The sequence below is a fragment of the Streptomyces sp. NPDC090994 genome (assembly GCF_044768905.1).
In the GTDB taxonomy this organism is placed as follows: domain Bacteria; phylum Actinomycetota; class Actinomycetes; order Streptomycetales; family Streptomycetaceae; genus Streptomyces.
Genome location: NZ_JBIVWS010000001.1, coordinates 486,338 through 506,686 on the forward strand (window position 1 = coordinate 486,338; position 20,349 = coordinate 506,686).

The window sequence follows — 20,349 nt, forward strand, 5'->3', positions numbered from 1 at the left end:
TCCGGCCTGGCGTGCGGCACAGGCCGCCCGGCGTGGGCGGGGTGCCAGGCGGCCTGGCACCCCGTGTTCAGACACCCGTGTCGATGAGGGCCGCCGCCGTGAACAGCTCCACCCCCACCGTGATGGCGTGCTCGTCCACGTCGAAGTCGCCCTGGTGCAGGTCGCGCACCGCGCGCTCGCCGGGCGGGCGGACGCCGAGGCGGGCCATGGCGCCGGGGACCCGCTCCAGGTACCAGGAGAAGTCCTCGCCGCCCAGGCTCTGCTCGGTGGACTCCACGGAGTCCGTGCCGCGCCGGGCGACCATCGCGGTCTGGAGGAGTTCGACGCTGGTCACCTCGTTGACGACGGGCGGGACGCCCCGTACGTAGGTGATCTCGGACTTGGCGCGGTGCAGGTTGGCGATCTCGTCGATGGCCGCGACCACCAGGTCGGGGGCCTGCCGCCAGGCGTCGAGGTCGAGGCAGCGCACGGTCCCGGACAGCTCCGCGTGCTGCGGGATGACGTTGGCGGCGTGGCCGGACTCGATGCGGCCCCAGGTCAGGGAGAGGCCGCCGCGGCTGTCGACCCGCCGGGCCAGGAGGGCGGGGGCGTCGACGGCGACCCGGGCGGCGGCGGTGACCAGGTCGGTGGTGAGGTGGGGGCGGGCGGTGTGGCCGCCGGGGCCGTCCAGGGCGATCTCCAGCCGGTCGCAGGCGGAGGTGATGGGGCCCTCGCGCAGTCCGATCCGGCCGGCGTCCACCCGGGGGTCGCAGTGCACGGCGAGGATGCGGTGCACGCCGTCGAGCGCCCCGGCCCCGATCACGTCCTCGGCGCCGCCGGGCAGCACCTCCTCGGCGGGCTGGAAGATCAGGCGCACCGGGCGGGGCAGCGGGGCGCGCTCGCGCAGGGCGGCCAGGACCAGGCCGGTGCCGAGGACGACGGTGGTGTGCACGTCGTGGCCGCAGGCGTGGGCGCGGTCCGGCACGGTCGAGCGGTACGGGCATCCGCTCTTGACGTCCGGGATGGGCAGGGCGTCGATGTCGGCGCGCAGGGCGAGCACGCCGGGGCCTGCGGCTCCGGCGGGGGCGGCGGACGGGCGCCCGGGGGTCGTGCCGATGTCACAGATGACTCCGGTGCCTCCGGGGAGGACTCTCGGCGTCAGTCCGGCCCGCTCCAGCCGTTCCTTGATCGCGGCGGTGGTGCGGAACTCCTGGTTGCCCAGCTCGGGGTGCATGTGCAGGTCGCGGCGGAAGGCGATGAGTTCCGCCCGCAGCGCCTCCGGCAGGGTGCCGGGCAGCGTGGCTTCCCCGGGAACGTCGGCTTCGGACTCCAGTGACATCAGTTGCTTCACCCTTTGAAGGGTAGGACGCCCGGACGGCCGACCGACCCACGATCAACAAAACTTCAGCCCCTCAGGGGAAGAAAATCCGGCCGCCGGACGCATATGCACCGGCGGGGGTGGGTAAAATCCGTCGATTACCGACCGGGCCGCGGCGCACCGGTCCGGTCCGTTCCCACCCCGTCCCTCACGGCTACCACGCCTCACGCCTCCTACGCGTCGGCGTGCGGGCCGCGCGGCTCGCGCCACATCCCCCACAGCACCGGCCCGTCCCCCGGCAGCCACAGCTCCTCCCGCACGGTGAAGCCGAAGTGCTCGTAGAAGGGGAGGTTGGACGGCTTGGAGGACTCCAGGTAGGCGGGCAGCCCGGCCGCGTCGGCCTCGGCCAGCCCCGAGCGCAGCAGGGCGGCGCCGTGCCCCTGCCCCTGGGCGGCCGGGTCGGCTCCGATCACCGCCAGGTACCAGTGCGGTTCCCGGGGAGTGTGCCGGGCGGCCGTCTCGATGGTGTCCCGGAAGTACGGGGCCCGGTCGCCGAGGACCTCCTGGAGCTGCCGGACGGCCTCCGCGTCGGGGACGGCCTTGTCCTGCGCCTGCGGCGGTACCCAGAAGGCGGCCGCCGCCTCCGTGTACTCGCACACGCCGTGGCGGACGTACTGCCGGGTGAAAATGGTCGTGAAGTAACGGCCCAGCCGCTCCACGCGCGAGGCGTCGTCGGGGAAGAACCGGCGCATCATCGGGTCGTCGTCGAAGGCGCGGGCCAGCGTGCGGCTGATCAGCGGGGCGTCGTCGGCCGTCGCCGTCTTCGGTATGTGCGTGGTCGGCATACGGCTCATTCTCCATCCCGTGATCTTGGACGGTGAGCCGAGGCCCCGACCCCGGCCGCGAGGCAGACAGGGCTGCCCGGCGGCGGAGTCGGGCACTCGCCCTCAGGTGCTGACGGTGGCGACGGGGTCGACCTGGTAGTTGCGGGCGTAGCCGTTCTCGGTGCCGACGAGGAGGTCCACGATCTCGAAGTAGCGGTCCCAGAACGGGGTTTCGCGCAGGGCATCGATGAGGAGCTGGTAGGCCTGGTGATCGTCCGCTTCCCAGACCCAGACGTCGGTGACGCGCGCGGAGTAGAACTCGGTGTCGTAGAAGCGCGACCGGACCCCGGTGGTCCTGGCTTCGATCGTGGGGACGACCTCGGTGGCGAAGGCGTGGATCCGCTCGGGAACGGTCAGCGCGAGCCACTCGGGCGTGGTCTTGACGAGTATGAACGCGGTGATCGGCGGGTCGGTCTTCTCAGCAGTCATGGTGGGTGCTCCCAGTCGGTGGGTGACAGGACGCCACGGCGTCACGGCGCCGTGTGCGGCGCCGAAGCCCTCGTCCAGAACCCATCCTGGGAACACCGCGGTGATGCCACAATGGGAACTTCAGCAAGCAGGTGTTGCCTGAACTGGAATGACACTGGTGAACAGCCCGTATTCGGCTCTCGACGCCAACCTCGCCGTGGCGCTGGACGCCCTGCTGACCGAGCAGAGCGTCACCCGCGCCGCCGCCCGTCTGCGCACGTCCCCCGCCGCCATGAGCCGCACACTCGGCCGGCTCCGCCGTACCCTTCAGGACCCGCTCCTCGTACGGGCCGGGCAGACCATGGTCCCCACCCCCCGCGCCCTGGCGCTGCGCGACGAAGCAGCGGAGGTGGTGCGGCGCCTCGGTTCGCTGCTCAGCCCCGTCGAGGGCGCCGACCCCGCCACCCTGCGCAGCACCTTCACCCTCCAGGCCGCCGACCTGGTCGGTGCGGCGCTGGCGCCCGGACTGCTGGGGCTGGCCCGGCAGGAGGCGCCGGGCGTCTCGTTCCGGCTCCGGGCCGAGGAACTGGAGGCCGGTCCGGCCCTGCGCGACGGCCGGATCGATCTGGAGGTCGGGTCCATCGACCACGTGGACCCGGAGACCCAGGTCGAGGAACTGGCCACGCTCCGGATGGTGGCGGCCGTCCGCCCGGGCCACCCGCTCACCGAGCAGGCCCTGACCCCGGCGCGACTCGCCGCCGCCGAACACGTCGTGGTCAGCCGGCGAGGCAGGTTCACCGGCCCGCTCGACACCGCCCTGGCCGAGCGGAACCTCCACCGGCGCGTCACCACCGTGCTCCCCGGTCACCTGGCGGCGATGGCTCTCGCGGCCGGCAGCGACGTGGTCTGTCTCGTCCCCGCCGCCCTCCCCGGCGCCCCCGCATCGCCGCTGACCCGTACCGCCACCGCCCTCGGCCTGTGCCTCCTCGACATCCCCCTGCCGCTGCCGCCGCTGACCATCGGTATGGCCTGGCACCCCCGTCACGCGGCCGACGGAGCCCACCGGTGGCTCCGGGACGCCGTCCGCCGCACCCTCCGCGCCCCTGGGGCCGGTTGACGCGGCCGGTCACACGCCCCCGGGGGCTCCAGGGCCCTCGCGCCCGTCGCCGTCGCCGTCGTCGTCGACGTCGATCAAGTGCTCGGCGGCCCCCTCCAGTCGACGTGCCGTCTCCGTCGACCGGGGCAGCATCGTCTTCTCGTAGCGGCGGACGGCGTCCTCGACCGTGCCGGACTCCGCGAGGGCCGCGGCGAGTTCGGCGGCGTCGAGCATCGCGAGGTTGACGCCGACGCCCAGCGGCGGCATGAGGTGGGCCGCGTCGCCGAGCAGTGTCACCGTGGGGCTGGGCTCCCAGGTGTGCGGCACGGGCAGGGCGAGGATCGGGCGGTCGACGTACGGGCCGTCGTTGTCGGTGATCGTCTTCAGCAGGCGGGGCGACCAGTGGGCGTAGCGCTCCAGGAGCAGGGCGCGGATGCCGTCGGTGTCCCCGGGCGTCAGGCCGCTCGCGCGGATCCAGTCGGCCGGGACGCGCTGGATCAGGTAGACGCGGACGTGGCCGCCGCCGTTGCGCTGGGCGAACAGGGCGCGTTCGCCGTCCCGGGCGTGGGCGCCGCCCCGGCCGACCAGGTCAGCGATCTCGGGGTGCCGGCGGTCGACGTCGTCGAACCACGCCTCCAGGAAGCTCACGCCGGTGTACGCGGGGACGGCGTCGGAGACGGCGGGGCGGACCCGGGAGAAGGCGCCGTCGGCGCCGATGACCAGGTCCGTCTCGACGGTCGAGCCGTCGGCGAAGCGCAGGCGCCGGGGCCCGTCGGCGGGGCCGCCGACCTCCTCCAGCGCCTGCCCCCACCGCACGGTGCCGGGGGCGAGGGAGTCGAGCAGCAGCCGGCGCAGCTGTCCGCGGTCGATCTCCGGTTTGAACATCTCGTCGGGCGCCGGGACCCGGTGGTCCGTGATCGCACCGGTGAGGTCCAGCTGCCGCATCTCCTGCCCTTCGGGGCGGGCCAGTTCGAAGAAGGCGTCCAGCAGACCGGCGGCGCGCAGGGCGAGTTGGCCGTTGTCGGCGTGCAGGTCCAGGGAGCCGCCCTGGTCGCGGGAGCCGGGGCCGGGCTCACGGTCGTGGACGGTGACCTGGAGGCCGTGCCGCTGCAGGATGCGGGCGCAGGTCAGGCCGCCGGGACCGGCGCCGACGACGCTGATCCGGGCGCGGGAGGGGTGCGGAGAAGCCATGAGTGTCCTTCCGGTGGAAGCGGGCGGGATCACCGTACGAGCAAAAGTGTAATCTGACAACTTAGTGACAGACTCAATAAAGCTACGGATGCCATGACCGGCTAGGATGGCCCCATGCCCGAGCCCACCGCCCCCGCCGCCCCCGCCGCCCCCACCGCCCCCACCGCCGCCACCGCCGCCCCCGGACGCCGCGAGCGCAAGAAGGCGGCGACCCGGCAGGCGATCGCCGACGCCGCGCTCCGTCTCTTCCTGGAGCGCGGGTACGACGACGTGAGCGTCCGCGATGTCGCCGAGGCGGCCGACGTCTCCGTCACCACCGTGTTCAAGCACTTCAGCGGCAAGGAGGCGCTCGTCTTCGACCAGGAGGAGAGCACCGAGGCCGCCCTCGTCTCGGCCGTGCGCGACCGCGCCGCGGGCACCACCGTCCCCGACGCCCTGCGGGAGCACGTGCTGGCCACCTGGCTGCCGATCGCGGAGCATCCGCAGCGGGTGGAGTTCAACCGGCTGGTGGACTCCACCCCGGCGCTGCGCGCGTACGCGGAACGGATGTGGGTCCGGCACACCGCCGCCCTGGCCGCGGCCATCGCCGACGAGTTCGGCGTGGCGCACGACAACCTGGCCTGCAGCGCGCTCGCCCGGTTCGTCCTGGACGCCCCCGCCCTCGCCCAGGGCCGGCCCGACCACCGGGCCGCGATCGAGGAGATCTTCGGCATCCTGACCGACGGCTGGCGGCCGCCGGCCCCCTGACGGCCACGGGTTCACCCTCAAGGCACGCTGTCCCCCGGCCGATGAGAACGGGCATGCCGGATTCATTCGCACACCGCCGTACGGTGCTCACCGGCGCCGCTCTGCTGACCGCCGGCGGGACGTCACTGTGGGGGGCGGCCTCCGCCGGGGCCGCGGGCCGGGTCCTCGCGGAGCGACGGGTCGACGAGCGGCTCGTCGAGCTGACCGTGGACTCCCCGGCCCTGGGCGGTCCCGGCCGCGTCGCCCTGCTCACCCCCCGGGGATGGGACCGGCGCCGGCCCGGTGACCGCTGGCCCACCCTGTACCTGCTGGCGGGCGGCGACGGGGACCACACCGCGTGGACCACGCTGTTCCGCGTGCAGGAGCTGGCCGAGCTGCGCGACGTGCTGGTCGTCATGCCCGGCATGCCGCTGTTCGGGTTCTGGACCGACTGGTGGAACCACGGGAAGGACGGCCCGCCCCGGGTGCGGACGTACTTCCTGCGCGAGGTCGTGCCCCTGGTCGAGCGGGACTACGGGGCCGGGACGCGCCGGGCGGCGGCCGGCGAGTCCCAGGGGGGCTTCGGTGCCCTGGGGATGGCCGCCCGGGTTCCCGGTCTGTTCCGCGCGGTCGCCGCGTTCGGGGCGCCGGTGCACCCGGTCCGGCACCCCGAGATGTGGCTGTCCGGCGCGGAGTTCGTGGGAGTGGACGGCCGTGCGGTCTTCGGGGATCCGTGGGAGCAGTGGAAGGTGTGGCTGGACTGGGACCCGTTCCGCCACGCCGCCGGTCTGCGCGACACGCCCGTCTACCTCGCCTGCGGTGACGGAACGCCGGGTCCTCTCGACGGCGAGGACCCCGAGCCGCACATCCCGGGCACCGAGAAGTGGGTCGCGCTGGCGGACCCCGGCGTCGTCTCCGTCACCGAAGCCGTCTGCGCGGAGGAGACCCGGATGCTGGGCGACCGGCTCGAGTCGCTGGGGGCACCGGTCACCACGCACCTGTACCGCGGCACCCACACCGGCACCTACGGGTACCGCGAACTGCGGCACGCGCTGCCGATGCTGCTGGCCGCCCTGCACGACCGGCCCCGCCGGTAGCCGCGCGCACGGCCCCGCGGACCGGGGACCGTCAGACCCCCGGCACCGCCAGCAGCCGCTCCACCCCCCGGGCCGTCCCCGTCACCCCGTCCAGGAAGCCCTGGGCCCGGGGGGAGGCGCCCCGGGTCAGCCAGGCCGGGTCGATGTCGCAGACGGCGACCTTGACCTCCGTACCGGCGAGGGCCAGCGGGAGGGTGTGGACGACCGTGGAGGGGAAGCTGAGGATCGTACGGCCGACCGGGCCGCGGCGGGCGATCAGTTCCAGGGGGAGGTCGGGGCGGACCACCTCCAGGCCGGTCTCCACGGCCAGCCGGTGGAGTTTCTCGGTCGCCTCGCGGCGGTGGGCGAAGTAGCGGGTGGCGCCGTGGGTCTTGGCCAGGCGGCGCACCGCGTCGAGGTAGGCCCCGGCGTCCACGACGCCGGTCTCCACCAGGGAGGTGCCGACCATGTCGGCGCCCTTGGTGATGCGGGGCGGGCCGAAGCGGTCCCGGGTCCAGGCGAAGTCGTGGGCGGTGACGGTGACGCCGTCGGGGACCTCTTCGAGCGGCATGGAGGAGAAGACCTCCACCCGCCGTCCCCCGGCCGGGGTGAGCCGGCGGCGGGCCGAGGCCGACACCGGGGCGAAGAGCAGGTCGCGGGGGCCCGGCCGGCTGCCCTTGCGGTGCCAGCGCACCAGGCGTTCGCCGCGGGCGAGCTGGCCCACGAACTCCATGGTGGCCGTGCCGTCGTCGACGACGACCAGGTCGCGGGCGCGGGTGATGGTGAGGAGCAGCTGCACGTAGCGGGAGAACGGGTCGCCCATGACGATGCGTTCGGCGCGGCGGAGCAGGCCCGCCAGGCCCCCGACCGTGCGGAAGGGGGCCGAGGCCCCGCCCCGCGCCTCTTCCCAGCGGACCTCGTGACCGTCCGCGCGGGCCAGCTCCGACATGCGGCGGAGCTGGCCCCGGGTCATGGGGTCCACGGGTGACAGGACGACGAGGGTGAGCCCCGACCGGGGGGCGCGGGTGTGCGCCCACTCCAGCACGTTCAGGAGCTGTACCGGACTCTCGACGAAGGCGAGAGTGCGAGGGCCGGCGTTCCCGGCGCGGGGGCTCATCGGCGTGTGACCGTCCCGTCTTGGGCGTGGGGTGGGGGGTGGCGGCGCGGGTCAGACGTTGACCGGCTCGCCGGCCGCGGCGGCGATCTCCGCCTCGGCGACCACGCCGGTGACGCGGCGCAGCTTCTTCATCGGGCCGAGCTCCGACTCGTAGACCTTCTTGACGCCGTCACCGAGGGACGCCTCGATGGTGCGGATGTCGCGGACCAGGCGGACCAGGCCCTGCGGCTCGACGGAGGCGGCCTGGTCGGAGCCCCACATGGCGCGGTCGAGGGTGATGTGGCGCTCGACGAAGGTGGCGCCGAGGGCGACGGCGGCCAGCGTGGTCTGGAGGCCGGTCTCGTGGCCGGAGTAGCCGATCGGGACGTTCGGGTACTCCTGCTGGAGGGTGTTGATGACGCGCAGGTTCAGCTCCTCGGCGACGGACGGGTACGTCGACGTGGCGTGGCACATGAGGATGTTGTCCGAGCCGAGGACCTCGACCGCGTGGCGGATCTGCTTCGGGGTCGACATGCCGGTGGAGAGGATGATCGTGCGGCCGGTGGCGCGCAGGGCGCGCAGCAGCTCGTCGTCGGTGAGGGAGGCGGAGGCCACCTTGTGGGCGGGGACGTCGAACTTCTCCAGGAAGGCGACGGCCTCGGTGTCCCACGGGGAGGCGAACCAGTCGATCCCCTTCTCCTTGCAGTACGCGTCGATCTGCCGGTACTCGTCCTCGCCGAACTCCACGCGGTGGCGGTAGTCGATGTACGTCATCCGGCCCCAGGGGGTGTCCCGCTCGATGTCCCACTGGTCGCGCGGGGTGCAGATCTCGGGCGTCCGCTTCTGGAACTTGACGGCGTCGCAGCCGGCCTCGGCGGCCACGTCGATCAGCTTGAAGGCGTTCTCCAGCTCACCGTTGTGGTTGATGCCGATCTCGCCGCAGATGTAGACGGGGCGGCCCGGGCCGGCCTCGCGGTTGCCGAACGTGCGGATACGGGAGTTGCTCATCAGGGGTGTCCTAACTTGGCTTACTTGGTGAGGGTGTCGAGAGAGGGGCCGAGCAGCCAGCCGGCGATCTCCCGGATCGCGCCGGAACCGCCCTGCACGGTGGTGACCGCGCGGGCGGCACCGCGTACGACGTCATGGGCGCCGGCGACCGCGACGGGCCAGCCGACGAGGTCGAAGCAGGGCAGGTCGTTGACGTCGTTGCCGACGTAGAGCACCCGCTCGGGGGCGATGCCCTGTTCCTCGCACCACTGCTTCAGGGCGAGGTCCTTGCGGTCGATGCCGTGCAGCACCGGGATCCGGAGCTTGCGGGCGCGGGCGGCGACGACGGGGTTGACCTCGGTGGAGAGGATCAGCAGCGGCATCCCGGCCTTGCGCAGGGCGCCGATGCCGAGGCCGTCGCCGCGGTGGACGGAGACGAACTCGCGTCCGTCGGAGTCGATCAGCACCCGGTCGTCGGTCTGGGTGCCGTCGAAGTCGAGGACGACCGCGTCGATGTCGGCGGCCGTGGGCAGGGCGCCGGGGCGGGCGCCGTCGAAGAGGGGGGCCAGCGCGCGGGCGCGGGCCAGGTCGTGCGGGTCGTCGATCTCCAGGACGCGCGCCGGGTCGGTGCGGACCAGTTCGGTGCGGCCGAAGAAGCGGTGGCCGTGGGTGCGGAAGCCGGCCGCGTCCATCGCGTAGGCGGCACCGGTCTCCAGGAAGTCCTGGGGGCGGTCCTGGCGGCGGGGGCGGTAGGACTTGTCGTGGTTGACGCCGTGGCCGCCGGGCTCCTCGCCGGAGTCGGCGCCCTCGCGCCAGACGAAGCCGTGGAAGGGGGCGACGGTCACCGCGGTGTCCGCGCCGCCCTCGGCGACCGCGCCGGCCACCCCGTCGATGTCCTCGCGGACGAGGAACGGGCTGGTGCACTGCACGAGCAGCACCACGTCGACGGGGGCGCCGTGCGCCGCCTCGTGGGCGTCCATGGCGTGCAGCACCGCGGCCTCGGAGGTCGCCGTGTCGCCGGCGATGGCGGCGGGGCGCAGCACCACCTCGGCGCCGGCCTGGCGGGCGGCGGCGGCGATGGCCTGGTCGTCGGTGGAGACGGCGACGTCGGTCACCAGCCGGGTGGCCAGGCACTCGCGCACGGCCCGGACGACCAGCGGTACGCCGCCCACGGGGGCGAGGTTCTTGGCGGGTACGCCCTTGGAGCCGCCGCGGGCGGGGATGACCGCGAGCACGCGGCGTACCGGTTGCGGATCGGACATGAGGTGTACCTCTCGGTGGTCGGAAGTCGGGACGGCGGTCGCGGCACGCTCGTCCGCTCGTGCTCGTGCGGCGGTCACAGCTCGCCCATCCGCCGGATCACCGGGGCGACGCGCTGCACGCCGTGCCGGTAGGCGCCGCGGGCCGCGCGGCGCACGACCTGCCGGACCGGGCCGGGCTCCTTGTCGGCGGCGGGCGCGCCGGGCAGCGGGTGGCCGTCGGGCGCGAGGTGGTGCCGGGCGAGGATGCCGGGCAGGTAGCCGGGGGCGGTGACGGGTGTGTAGTACGGGGTGAGCGGGGAGAGGCCGCCGGGGCGGGCGAGCAGCTTGGCGATGCGCTCGCGGGCGGCGTCGAAGGCGGTGTCGTACCCGCCGTCGGCGGCGACGCCCTGCCGGGCGACCCAGTCCTCGTCGGGCGTGGGCCGGTGGCCCTCGTCGAGCTGGTCCCAGGAGGCGAGGCAGCCGGAGCCGACGAAGTGGTGGTTGCCGAGCGCCTCGCGCACCCCGAGGTCGGTGAGGACCACGGTCGGGATGCGGCGGTGCAGGGACTCCAGCGCGGCCGTGGAGCTGACGGTGACCAGCAGGTCGGTGCGGTCCAGGACCTCGCCCATGTTCCCGTACTTCAGGTGGAAGTTGGGCGGCGGGTCGGCCTTCTGGACCAGCTTCTGGTACGGCAGTTCCTCGATGTGGGTGGTGTGCTCGCCGGGCTTGGAGCGCAGCTTGAGCACGACCTCCCGCCCGGGGTGCTTGCGGGCGTGCCGGATGAGCCGGTTCAGCAGGTACGTACGGTCCTTGCGGCTCTCCGGCACGGAGGGCTGCGCGGCGAAGACGACCGTGTACGGGTCGTGCTCGCCGGTGTAGGGGGCGCCGCCGAGGAAGGGCAGCGCGACCTCGGTGACCGAGGAGGCGTCGGCGCCGACCCCCTCGTACACGGCCCGGAAGCGGTCCGCATCCTGGCGGGAGTTGGCGAGGACCAGGTCCGCGCCGTGCCGCAGCAGCAGGCCGTCGGCGAGCTTCTCGTAGACGACGCCGACGTAGCCGGTGACGACCACGGGGCGGTCGGTGCGGCCGGACCAGACCCGGCCGAGGCCGTGCAGCATCGCCTGGACGCCGCCGCCGACGAGGGCGAGGACGACGAGGTCGTACTCCTTCTCGCCCATCGCCCGCAGGAACTCGACCGAGGTCACCTCGGTGAGGGCGTCCGCCCGGACGCCCACCTCGCCGAGCTGGCGGGCGGTCGGGGTCGCACGGCCGCGCAGCAGGTAGCCGTCGAGGCGGATGTCCGTATCGTGGGTGGTCGTGGGGGCGATGCGGCTCGCGGTGAGCGCGCCCCATTTCCACCGGGTGTCGGAATCCGCGAGGACGGCGACCCGCAGGGCCTTCGTTGCACTTGCTGGCACATCGAAGACGCTAGGAAGCAATTCCGAGGAACCGCCCAACCAGAACACAACAAACGGTTAACAGCACACCGCCGAATGGCGAATCGGCACGTCCACAGCTCGAAAAAAGGTTCGCGTCACGGCTTCGCCACATGGCGTTCACCCGGTATCAAGGTTCGGGTAAATCGACGGGCCGGGCCGCCCTTTAACGTCCCGGGTGTGCCAAAGCTCTCCGTCATCGTGCCGTTCTACAACGTGCGCCAATACGTCCCCGATGCCCTGCGGAGTCTTCGCGCCAACGCACGCGACGACTTCGAGTTCATTCTCGTCGACGACCGCTCCACCGACGGGACCGCCGACCTGCTCGCGCGCGCGGAGCCCGACCTGCCGGGGGCGGTGCTGGTCAGACACGAACAGAACGGCGGCCTGGCGACCGCCCGCAACACCGGCATCGACGCCGCCCGCGGGGAGTACCTGACCTTCCTGGACGGCGACGACTGGCTGGCCCCCGGCTACTACGAGCGGCTGGTCGCCGTCATCGAGGAGCTGGGCTGCGACTTCGTCCGCACGGACCACGTGCAGTGCACGGCGCGGGCCCGCTCGGTGCACCGGGTGCCGCACGGCCGCCGGGGCGTGGTGATGCGCCCGCGCGACGCGATCCTGCCCGCCCACCGCACCACCTCCGTGGACTACGCCTACGCCTGGGCCGGGATCTACCACCGCCGGCTGGTCGACCGCGGCCTGCTGCACTTCACCCACGGGCTGCGCACCGCCGAGGACCGGCCCTGGATCTGGAAGCTGCACCGGGAGGCGGAGTCCTTCGCGGTGACCAGTCTGCTCGGGGTCTTCTACCGGCGCGGGGTCGCCTCCTCGCTCACCCAGATCGGTGACGCCCGGCAGCTCGACTTCATCCGCGCCTTCGACCAGGTGATCGAGGAGACCGCCGGGGACGCCGAGGCGGCGGCCCTGCTGCCGAAGGCCGTGCGCACGTACTGCGCGATCATTTCCCATCATCTGGGCTCCATCGAGAGGTTCGAGGCACCCGTGGCCCGCAAACTGAAGGAGATGAGCGCCGCCGCGCTGCGCAGGATGCCGCAGACGGTGCTCGACGACGCGCTGGCGTCGATGGACGCCGAGCGGGCCGGCCGGCTGCGCCGGCTGCGCCGCCGTTCCGGGTCGGCCGCGGAGGTGGCGGCGTGACCACGCAGATCTTCATGGCGTCGACGCTGTACGGCACCGCCACGCTGGCCGCCGCCCTGGACGCGGGCTGCTTCGAGCCGTCCGACCGGCGGATCCTGCTGGTCTCCAACAACGCGATGACGCCCGAGACCACGCCGGCCGTCGACGAGATGCCCGGCTTCGAGCGGCTGCGGACCCGGTTCGACGAGGTCGTCTCCTGGAACGAGGCGATCTTCCCGTTCCACCCCGGCGCCTGGGCGCCCCGCCCGGACGACCTCCCGCTGTGGGAGAGGTACCTGCGGCTGGCGTGGAAGCTGGGCGACGACGACGTGGCCCTGGCCGTGGAGTCGATCCAGGTCAACCCGGCGCTCGGGGTGGCGCAGATCCTCACCGACGCGCCCGTGACCGTCTACGCGGACGGCCTGATGAGCTACGGCCCCACCCGCAACAAGATCGACCCGCTGGTCGGCACGCGCGTGGAGCGGCTGCTCCACCTGGACCTGGTGCCGGGGCTGCGCCCGCTGCTGCTCACCGAGTTCGGCGTCGAGCCCGAGGTGGTGCCGACCGAGGCGTTCACCAAGGTGCTGGCGGAGCTGGTCGACACCGGCGCCGGCCTGCCCCGGATCGAGGAGCCCGCGCTGCTGCTGGGCCAGTACCTCTCCGCGCTGAAGATCCTCAGCGCCGAGCAGGAGGAGGACCTGCACGTACGGATGCTGAAGGGCGCCGTCGGACTCGGCCACACCCGGGTGGTGTTCAAGCCGCACCCCACCGCACCGGCCCGCTTCACCCGCACCCTGGAGGAGGAGGCCGAGAAGCTCGGCGTCGACCTCACCGTCCTGGACACGCCGGTCCTGGCCGAGGTGCTGTACCAGCGGATGCGCCCGGCGCTGGTCGTCGGCTGCTTCTCCACCGCCCTGCTGACCGCCTCCGCGCTGTACGGCCTGCCCGTCGCCCGGGTCGGCACCGACACGCTCCTGGACCGGCTGACGCCGTTCGAGAACAGCAACCGGATGCCCGTCACCATCGTCGACGCGCTGCTGCCGGACCTCGCCGACCGCGCGGCGGTCACGGAGCGCCGCCCCGGCACGGACACCGGCGCCCTGGCCGAACTGGTGCGGGCGGTCGGCTTCACCATGCAGCCGCGGATACTGCCGCAGCTGCGCCCGGAGACGGAGAAGTACCTGTCGGCCCGGCTGGACGAGCGCACCTGGCGCTACTTCAAGAAGAAGCGCCTGACCTCCCTGGGGCTGCCCGGCGGCGTCCCCGCCCAGCTCGGCTTCCTGCCGCGCAACGCGACGGTGCGCCGGGTGGCCCGCACGGCCCGCAGCCTGCAGCGGCGGATGGTGCGCCGCTGAGCGGGACGGCAAGGGCGACTCCTGAATGAATGGCAGACGAAAACCATGGAAACAGCGGAAAGCCGCACGGTAAATCCAAAGAATCCATGGTGGGCCACCCTTTACCCCCCTAGAATCACCCGCGCCGCCCCTCCTCTTGCGCCACCGAAACCGTGAGGCACCCATGACGAACCTCGGCCGGCTCTACCCGCTTCTCGACGACGTCCACCTGCCGGACGGACTGCCCTACTCCCAGGTGAGTTCCTGGGAATTGCGGTTCCTCTATCTGCTGGGACGCCATCACCTGACGGGCGAGGGCCGGCTGGTCGAACTCGGCTCGGGCGGCGGCGGTTCGACGTACGCCCTGGCGCTCGGTCTCCGGGAGAGCCCCGTCTTCGACGAGCGGACGGGCCGGCTGCACGCGTACGACTTCTTCCGGGTCGGAAAGGGCACCTTCGCCTCGGAGAAGTTCTTCACCTCAGGGACCAAACCGGAGGACGACAACTCCTTCCTGAACGACTTCCGCACCCGCCTCGAACCGTTCCTGCCGTTCCTGGAGATCCACGCCGGGGACCTCTGGCAGACCTCCGACCCGGACGACACCAGCCCGGTGGAGTTCCTGCACATCGACATCGCCAAGACGGCCCGGGTGTTCCGCTGTGTCACCGAGCGGTTCCTGACCCGGCTGCGGCCGGGTTCGGTCGTGCTGCACCAGGACTTCGCCGGGCCCCGGCTGCCGTGGCTGCACCACAGCACCGGGGCCCTGCTGCCGTACATCGAGATCGCGGGTCCGCCGATCCGCTCCACGCTCGCCTTCGAGGTGGTCCGGCCGATACCCGAGGACGTACTGAAGCGCATCGCCGAGGACGCCTACACGGTCGACGACAAGCTGGAGCTGATCACGGCCGTGCAGGAACGGATCGACCGGGACCACACCGGGGGCATCCCCTTCAAATCCGTCCTGGAGTTCGCCAAGGCGTACGTGGCCCACTACGCCGGCGACCACAGGCGGGCCTGGTCGATCGCGAAGCCGCTGACGTCCGACGAGTATCTGAGCCGGACCCGCGCCGACCACTTCGAGCAGCTGCGCAAGGCGTACGAGCAGGACCGCGAGCGGCACGGCGGCGGGTCACGGCTCGGCCGGCTGGTGAAGAAGGCCGTCGGACGCTGACCTCCGGCAGCCAGGAGCCCCCGCGGCCGGTCCGCCGGCCGCGGGGGCTCTCCGCGTCGTCAGGCGCTCAGGATGGCCCTGATGTCGGCCGCGTTGGCCTCCGTGACCTTCCACAGTTCCTGCTGGCGGCCGTGGACGTCGGCGACGGTCCTGGCGTGGTTGTCCAGGATGCCGATCGCCCGCTCGGTGAGGATCGCGCCCAGGTTCTTGTCGTGCACCGAGACGCCCCACTCGGGGCGCTCGATGTCGGCCAGGAAGTACGCCATCTTCGGGTGCGAGATCAGGCTGATGATCGGCGTGCCGACCCCGAACGGGATCATGCCGGCGTGTCCGCGCATGCCGATGACCAGGCGGGTCTTGGCGTACAGGTCCCGGATCTCGTCGTTGTCGAAGTCGTACATCGGGATCACCGGCAGCGAGATGCCGTGCTCGCGGCGCAGGTCGAAGGCGATCTTCTCGTCGTCGAGCGAGTGCGCCACGCACTTGACCTCGGTGTGCGCCCCGATGCCCCGCACGGCCTTGGCGATCTCGCCGAGGAAGTGCGCGTAGTCGTGGCCGAAGCGCAGGCCCGCCCGGTCGTAGGCCGCGTTGAGCAGGACGGTGTCCTCGCGGTACGACGGGTCGGTCCAGCCCGGGACCAGCTGGCGGCTGACCGTGGTGGGGCAGGGCTGGAAGCGGACCTTGTCGTGCAGCTCCGCCGGGAGCATGGCCCGTACCTTGGCGATGGAGCCGTGGTTGCGCAGGCCGAAGAAGGAGGACTTCTCCACCAGCAGCCTGAGGCTCTCCCGGAACCGGCCGGCCCGGTAGGACTGCCCGTCGAACGCGTTGAACCCGACCGCGTACACCATGATCGGCACGTCGATGGCGCGCAGGTGCTCGTCGGGGACGTTCCACTGCCAGGCGCTGTTGCCGTTGGGCATGGTGTCCGGGATGAACAGGCCGCCGCCGCCGATGACCAGGCCGCGCCGGGCGTTGACCCGGTCCAGCGCCTCCTTGTCGAAGTAGCGGTGGGCGTGGACGGAGTGCCAGCGGCGGGTGGAGGTGTCCGCGCCGAAGCCGAGCCGGACCGTCTCCGGGAGCAGCTTGTCGCCGGCGTTGCCCTGCCGGTCCATGTAGAACGCGACGTGCGCGAGCTGGTCCTCGGGGGCGCCCAGCTCCTGCGCGGGCACGCCGGCCGCGCGCTGCGCCCACAGGCGGCTGGAGCGGTGGGTGATGTCGACGGAGAGGCCGGCCGTGGCGTACTTCAGGGCCGCCGCGTTGTCGCCGTGCACCCAGGACATCTGGGCGAGCCGGGCGTAGGCGGTGGCGGCCCGGTTGGGCGCGGCGGTGGCCAGCAGCAGCTCGGCCCTGGCCTCGTCGTAACGGGAGACGCTCATCAGGGCGTGGCCGAGCACCTCGTGCGGCCAGGCCTCGTCGAGCGGGATGCGCACGCCGGAGAGGATGTCGACGGCGTCCTGGTAGTCGCCGGCCGCGATGTGCGCGGCGGCCACCTTGCGGGCGTACTCGACGTTGCCGGTGCGCTTGACGTGCGGGGTGCCGAAGTGCACCAGCAGGTCGTGGTGGAGGCCGCCGGAGGAGTTGAGGTAGGCGGCGTGGAACTCGGCGTCGGACATCTCGAACTCGCGCCAGCGGTCCTCCGCCTGGGAGTATCCGGCCTCGCCGCCCTGCCAGGGCTTGTGCCGCCCGGTGAAGTGCAGGATCGCGGTGTCCTCGGGGACCGGCAGGTCGCCGGAGAGGCGCCGCTTGACGAAGTTGTAGCGGGCGTCGAGGCGGACGAAGTCGCCGTCCAGGACGGCGTTGAGGATGCCCTGGTCGTGCTTGTCCAGCTCGTAGTCGCCGCTGCGTCCGGTGGCGTCGAGCTTGGCGCAGAACTCGTCGGAGAGGTACTCGCGCTGGATGACGAGGAGGCCCGAGTTGAGCTTGTGCTGCCCGTAGAAGAACTGCGGGACGGCCGCCAGGCCCTCGCGGAGCGCGAGCAGTTCACCGAGGTCGCCGAGGACGACCATGTCGGTGTCCAGGGTGATGACGGTGTCGTACTCGCGGATGCGGAACACGTCCAGGATGAAGTACGCCTTGCGGACCAGGTAGTTGTCCTGGTCGCCCTTCTTGTACGAGTCGTAGTGCTCGGCGTCGACCCGGCGCAGCACGATGCGCGGGTGCAGGGCGCGGATCTTGGCGATGGAGCCGGGGCGCAGGTCGTCGTAGAGGACGACGAAGTCCTCGCACACGCTCGGGTTGGACAGGGCGAGGCTGCGCAGCAGGACGAGGAAGCCGGGGAGGTAGTTCTCGTCCACGTAGGACGCGAAGGCGATGCGGCGCTTGCCGGTGAGGTCGTGGGCCGCGGTCACCGGGGCCTGGGCCGCCGCGGCCGGTGTCGGGGAGGTCGTCGTCATCGCAGGGATATCCTCATGTCGGTCACGCTCTGGGCCCGCTGCATGACCCATTCCTTCTCGCTGGTGTATTCGTGCACGGACGTGATGGCCAGCTTCATCGCCTCCGGCACGCGATAGGCGCCGGACTCGTAGAAGTCGAAGCCGATCAGGTCGAGCTTCGGGCTGACGTCCAGGAAGTCCAGCAGGAACAGCATGTTGAAGCCGGTGGTCGGGATGCCCGACCAGACGTCGGTGCCGAGCTTGCCGATGTTGCGCACGGGCCAGCGCAGCGACTCGTCGCCCAGGTAGGTCTGGGCGCCGGGGACGAGGCGGTTGCGCAGGGACCACTTCCAGTCGCCGGAGACGCCGCCGAAGACCAGCCGGGTGGTGACCTTCTGGTCCCAGTTGAAGCCGTGCTTGTGGATGGTGGCGTGGATGTCGGTACGGCTGCCGGTGTGCTTCGGGTCGATCTTGTACGAGTTGAAGCGCACCACCAGGTCGTAGTCGTCGATCTGGGAGCCCATCGAACTCGCCCCGACGCGGCCGGAGTTGGCGATCAGGCAGATCGACTTGCCGGCGACCAGGTTGCGGAACTCGCCGAGGGTGATCCACTGGACGCCGCCGACGGTCGGGTCGGCGACGGGGCCGCGCATCCGGTGGCGGCGCTGTTCGGCGTAGAGCGCGAGGACCTCGGTGAGGGCCGGCAGGTCCCGGTCGACGGCGGTGCGCAGGTCCAGGTACTGGCTGAGCAGGTCCTGCCGGTCGGCGACCGGGGCCTCCTGTTCGGCCTGGACCAGGAGCGCTCCCACCAGCCGCGGCTCGGCCGCCGCCCAGTCGCCGGCGGCGTGCAGGGCCAGTCCCTCGGCCCATACGTCGGTGGCGGAGCCGCGGGCGTGGTCCCGGGCGGCCGGGCACTGCCGGGCCAGCAGGGCGAGCAGTTCACGCTCCTTCTCCCCCGCGGCGCGCAGGCCGGCGATGCGGGGGCGGACGCCGAAGCCGTCGGCGTCGGTGAGGGACGTGTACTTCTCGTACGCCTCGATGGCGTCGGCCTCGTCGCCCAGCGCCTCCAGGAGCCGGGCGCGCAGGCGCCAGCCGGCGCGGGAGTTCTTCCGCTGGGCCAGGACCGTGTCGCTGATGACGAGGGCGAGGTTCAGCTCGTCGTCGTAGCCGCACTGCAGGGCCTTGTTGGCGACGGCCAGCAGGGCGTCGAGCAGGTCGCCCGAGATGGTGCCGGCGGCCGGGGCCGCCGAGCCCTTGACGGCGCGCTTGAGCAGGGCGGTGGCACCGGACGGAGCCGCGGCGGGGCTGTCGATGCGGTGCGTCCCCCACACGACGAGCAGCTTGCGCAGCTCCTCGGCGAGTTCCACGCGGCGCCGGTCGAGGCTGCCCACGAGCTTGCCGCTGTGCACCGCGCAGGCGCGCAGGCAGGCGTCCAGCTCACCCCCGCGCGCACGTTTGTTCTGGACCCTCGTCATGCCACTCCCGGTCTTCTTTTGCCAAGCGTTTCTTGCACCCGCAGCCACGCGTGCCGCAAAGGAGAGGCGACTGACTGCGACGTGGGGGGGATGCTGGGCGAATTTAGAAAGCCAAAACGACGCACAGGTGAACGGGCTGGGTCTACGGGGCGAATCGTTGCGCCTTCGAACTGTCATACCGTGATTCGGACTGACGTGCTGACTAACGTGACCGGTGGTGCACAGCCGATCCATGGCTGGCCGATGGCCGACAGACATCCGGCGAGGAGCATTCCGTGACCAGCGCGACCGTCCGACCGGTGGCCGAAGGGGCCGAGGCGACCGGACCGGCCCCCGTGCCGCAGACCGCCGCGGCACCGCGCCGGGAGCACCGGCTGCGCGCCCTGGACGGACTGCGGCTGGTGGCCGCGCTGATGGTGGCCGCGTACCACTACGGCGGCCGCGGCGGTGACGTCACCACCGCCTGGGGCGGCTCCGCCGCGCACCAGTTCCCGACCCTGCACACGCTGTTCGCCTACGGCTGCCTCGGTGTCGAGGTGTTCTTCGTGATCAGCGGGTTCGTGATCTGCATGAGCGGCTGGGGGCGGACCCTGACGGCGTACTTCGCCTCCCGGGTGTCCCGGCTGATGCCCGCCTACTGGGTGGCGGTGATCCTGGTGACGGCGGTCTTCGCGCTGCCCCAGGTCGTCTACCAGGCCGTCTCGCCCAGCGACGCGCTGGTCAACCTGACGCTGATGCAGCAGCCGCTGGGCGCCGACCGGGTGCTGGGCGTGTGCTGGACGCTGTGGGTGGAGATCCGCTTCTACGCGCTGTTCGCGCTGTGCGTCGTCCTGCCCGGCGCCAGCCGCCGGCGGGTGCTGATGTTCTGCGGCGGCTGGCTGCTGGCGTCGGTGCTGGCGCGGGCCTCCGAGGAGCCGCTGCTCGACCTCGTGCTGCTGCCGGAGTACGCCCCGTTCTTCATCGGCGGGATCGGCCTGTACCTGATCCACCGCGACCGCCGGGACGCCCACGCCTGGTTCCTCACCGCCGTCTGCTTCCTGATCGGGCAGCACTACATGGTGGACAACCTGTGGACCGCCGGCAATCCGGACGCCTTCTCCTCCCGTACCACCTTCGGCATCATCGCGGTCGTCGCCTTCGGCTTCGTGGCGGTGGCGGCGATCGCGCTGGGCTGGCTGCGCTGGGCGAACTGGCGCTGGCTGACGGTGGCCGGGGCGCTGACGTACCCGTTCTACCTGGTCCACGAGCACCTGGGCTGGGTGGTGATCCACGCCCTGCACCGCACGCTGGGCGTGCCGTCGGCGGTGACGTTCGTGCTGACCGTCGTCTCCATGCTCGTCCTGGCCTGGCTGCTGAACCGGTTCGTCGAGAAGCCGCTGACGCCGCGGCTGCGCAAGGCGCTGTCCCGGACCCGCTGAG

General features: G+C 72.3%; 17 protein-coding genes. 7 read left to right on the forward strand and 10 right to left on the reverse strand.

Going from position 1 to position 20,349, the window contains the following annotated elements:
* Positions 1-67 precede the first annotated feature (67 nt).
* The 3 genes from ACIQR3_RS02280 to ACIQR3_RS02290 all read right to left on the reverse strand — a co-directional run bounded on the left by ACIQR3_RS02280 (position 68) and on the right by ACIQR3_RS02290 (position 2,610).
* Positions 68-1,318: a M20 family metallopeptidase gene (locus tag ACIQR3_RS02280; RefSeq protein WP_403533957.1), complete on the reverse strand. Its 1,251-nt coding sequence runs from the start codon at positions 1,316-1,318 to the stop codon at positions 68-70.
* Between the two features lie 212 nt (positions 1,319-1,530).
* A complete protein-coding gene (locus tag ACIQR3_RS02285) occupies positions 1,531-2,151 on the reverse strand; it encodes a GNAT family N-acetyltransferase (protein WP_403532960.1) in 621 nt (206 codons plus the stop codon).
* A gap of 93 nt (positions 2,152-2,244) precedes the next feature.
* Positions 2,245-2,610, reverse strand: coding sequence for a darcynin family protein (locus ACIQR3_RS02290; RefSeq protein WP_403532962.1), 366 nt, complete (start codon positions 2,608-2,610; stop codon positions 2,245-2,247).
* Between the two features lie 148 nt (positions 2,611-2,758).
* Between ACIQR3_RS02290 and ACIQR3_RS02295 the strand changes: the two genes are divergently transcribed.
* On the forward strand, positions 2,759-3,706 hold the full coding sequence (locus tag ACIQR3_RS02295; RefSeq protein WP_403532965.1) for a LysR family transcriptional regulator: 948 nt from the start codon (positions 2,759-2,761) through the stop codon (positions 3,704-3,706).
* Between the two features lie 9 nt (positions 3,707-3,715).
* Here the strand turns inward: ACIQR3_RS02295 and ACIQR3_RS02300 are convergent, their stop codons facing one another.
* On the reverse strand, positions 3,716-4,876 hold the full coding sequence (locus tag ACIQR3_RS02300) for an FAD-dependent oxidoreductase (RefSeq protein ID WP_403532967.1): 1,161 nt from the start codon (positions 4,874-4,876) through the stop codon (positions 3,716-3,718).
* A gap of 114 nt (positions 4,877-4,990) precedes the next feature.
* On the opposite strand from ACIQR3_RS02300, the gene ACIQR3_RS02305 reads away from it, so the two are divergent.
* Together ACIQR3_RS02305 and ACIQR3_RS02310 are read left to right on the forward strand one after the other, a co-directional pair.
* The gene (locus ACIQR3_RS02305; protein WP_403532971.1) at positions 4,991-5,623 is read left to right on the forward strand and encodes a TetR/AcrR family transcriptional regulator; all 633 of its coding nucleotides are present in this window, start codon (positions 4,991-4,993) and stop codon (positions 5,621-5,623) included.
* 53 nt (positions 5,624-5,676) lie between these two features.
* The gene (locus tag ACIQR3_RS02310; protein WP_403532974.1) at positions 5,677-6,699 is read left to right on the forward strand and encodes an alpha/beta hydrolase; all 1,023 of its coding nucleotides are present in this window, start codon (positions 5,677-5,679) and stop codon (positions 6,697-6,699) included.
* Between the two features lie 31 nt (positions 6,700-6,730).
* Here ACIQR3_RS02310 and ACIQR3_RS02315 read toward each other — a convergent pair whose 3' ends face one another.
* The 4 genes from ACIQR3_RS02315 to ACIQR3_RS02330 form a co-directional block, all read right to left on the reverse strand.
* Positions 6,731-7,795 carry a hypothetical protein gene (locus tag ACIQR3_RS02315; protein WP_403532977.1) on the reverse strand — a complete coding sequence of 355 codons (1,065 nt, stop codon included), beginning with the start codon at positions 7,793-7,795 and terminating at the stop codon, positions 6,731-6,733.
* Positions 7,796-7,846: 51 nt separating this feature from the next.
* A complete protein-coding gene (locus tag ACIQR3_RS02320; protein WP_215168597.1) occupies positions 7,847-8,785 on the reverse strand; it encodes an N-acetylneuraminate synthase family protein in 939 nt (312 codons plus the stop codon).
* Positions 8,786-8,802: 17 nt separating this feature from the next.
* Complete coding sequence (locus ACIQR3_RS02325) at positions 8,803-10,023, reverse strand: cytidylyltransferase domain-containing protein (RefSeq protein ID WP_403532980.1); 1,221 nt, start codon at positions 10,021-10,023, stop codon at positions 8,803-8,805.
* 74 nt (positions 10,024-10,097) lie between these two features.
* The gene (locus ACIQR3_RS02330; RefSeq protein ID WP_403532983.1) at positions 10,098-11,420 is read right to left on the reverse strand and encodes a DUF6716 putative glycosyltransferase; all 1,323 of its coding nucleotides are present in this window, start codon (positions 11,418-11,420) and stop codon (positions 10,098-10,100) included.
* Positions 11,421-11,618: 198 nt separating this feature from the next.
* Between ACIQR3_RS02330 and ACIQR3_RS02335 the strand changes: the two genes are divergently transcribed.
* The 3 genes from ACIQR3_RS02335 to ACIQR3_RS02345 all read left to right on the forward strand — a co-directional run bounded on the left by ACIQR3_RS02335 (position 11,619) and on the right by ACIQR3_RS02345 (position 15,083).
* On the forward strand, positions 11,619-12,599 hold the full coding sequence (locus ACIQR3_RS02335; RefSeq protein WP_403532985.1) for a glycosyltransferase family 2 protein: 981 nt from the start codon (positions 11,619-11,621) through the stop codon (positions 12,597-12,599).
* Positions 12,596-13,933 carry a polysialyltransferase family glycosyltransferase gene (locus ACIQR3_RS02340; RefSeq protein ID WP_403532988.1) on the forward strand — a complete coding sequence of 446 codons (1,338 nt, stop codon included), beginning with the start codon at positions 12,596-12,598 and terminating at the stop codon, positions 13,931-13,933. The genes ACIQR3_RS02335 and ACIQR3_RS02340 overlap by 4 nt, the downstream gene beginning before the upstream one ends.
* Before the next feature lie 163 nt (positions 13,934-14,096).
* A complete protein-coding gene (locus ACIQR3_RS02345) occupies positions 14,097-15,083 on the forward strand; it encodes a class I SAM-dependent methyltransferase (RefSeq protein WP_215168552.1) in 987 nt (328 codons plus the stop codon).
* A gap of 59 nt (positions 15,084-15,142) precedes the next feature.
* Here the strand turns inward: ACIQR3_RS02345 and ACIQR3_RS02350 are convergent, their stop codons facing one another.
* Positions 15,143-17,476: a glycosyltransferase gene (locus ACIQR3_RS02350; RefSeq protein ID WP_403532991.1), complete on the reverse strand. Its 2,334-nt coding sequence runs from the start codon at positions 17,474-17,476 to the stop codon at positions 15,143-15,145.
* Positions 17,473-18,930, reverse strand: a complete 1,458-nt coding sequence (locus tag ACIQR3_RS02355; protein ID WP_403532994.1) for a glycosyltransferase family 29 protein — start codon at positions 18,928-18,930, stop codon at positions 17,473-17,475. The genes ACIQR3_RS02350 and ACIQR3_RS02355 overlap by 4 nt, the downstream gene beginning before the upstream one ends.
* A gap of 275 nt (positions 18,931-19,205) precedes the next feature.
* Here ACIQR3_RS02355 and ACIQR3_RS02360 point away from each other — a divergent pair, with 275 nt between their 5' ends.
* A complete protein-coding gene (locus tag ACIQR3_RS02360) occupies positions 19,206-20,348 on the forward strand; it encodes an acyltransferase family protein (RefSeq protein WP_403532996.1) in 1,143 nt (380 codons plus the stop codon).
* Position 20,349: the final 1 nt, after the last annotated feature.

Coding starts and splice junctions, on each gene's coding strand:
- ACIQR3_RS02280 (WP_403533957.1), bottom strand. CDS start 1,318: ATGTCACTGGAGTCCGAAGCCGACGTTCCCGGGGAAGCCACGCTGCCC.
- ACIQR3_RS02285 (WP_403532960.1), bottom strand. CDS start 2,151: ATGAGCCGTATGCCGACCACGCACATACCGAAGACGGCGACGGCCGAC.
- ACIQR3_RS02290 (WP_403532962.1), bottom strand. CDS start 2,610: ATGACTGCTGAGAAGACCGACCCGCCGATCACCGCGTTCATACTCGTC.
- ACIQR3_RS02295 (WP_403532965.1), top strand. CDS start 2,759: ATGACACTGGTGAACAGCCCGTATTCGGCTCTCGACGCCAACCTCGCC.
- ACIQR3_RS02300 (WP_403532967.1), bottom strand. CDS start 4,876: ATGGCTTCTCCGCACCCCTCCCGCGCCCGGATCAGCGTCGTCGGCGCC.
- ACIQR3_RS02305 (WP_403532971.1), top strand. CDS start 4,991: ATGCCCGAGCCCACCGCCCCCGCCGCCCCCGCCGCCCCCACCGCCCCC.
- ACIQR3_RS02310 (WP_403532974.1), top strand. CDS start 5,677: ATGCCGGATTCATTCGCACACCGCCGTACGGTGCTCACCGGCGCCGCT.
- ACIQR3_RS02315 (WP_403532977.1), bottom strand. CDS start 7,795: ATGAGCCCCCGCGCCGGGAACGCCGGCCCTCGCACTCTCGCCTTCGTC.
- ACIQR3_RS02325 (WP_403532980.1), bottom strand. CDS start 10,023: ATGTCCGATCCGCAACCGGTACGCCGCGTGCTCGCGGTCATCCCCGCC.
- ACIQR3_RS02345 (WP_215168552.1), top strand. CDS start 14,097: ATGACGAACCTCGGCCGGCTCTACCCGCTTCTCGACGACGTCCACCTG.
- ACIQR3_RS02350 (WP_403532991.1), bottom strand. CDS start 17,476: ATGACGACGACCTCCCCGACACCGGCCGCGGCGGCCCAGGCCCCGGTG.
- ACIQR3_RS02355 (WP_403532994.1), bottom strand. CDS start 18,930: ATGACGAGGGTCCAGAACAAACGTGCGCGCGGGGGTGAGCTGGACGCC.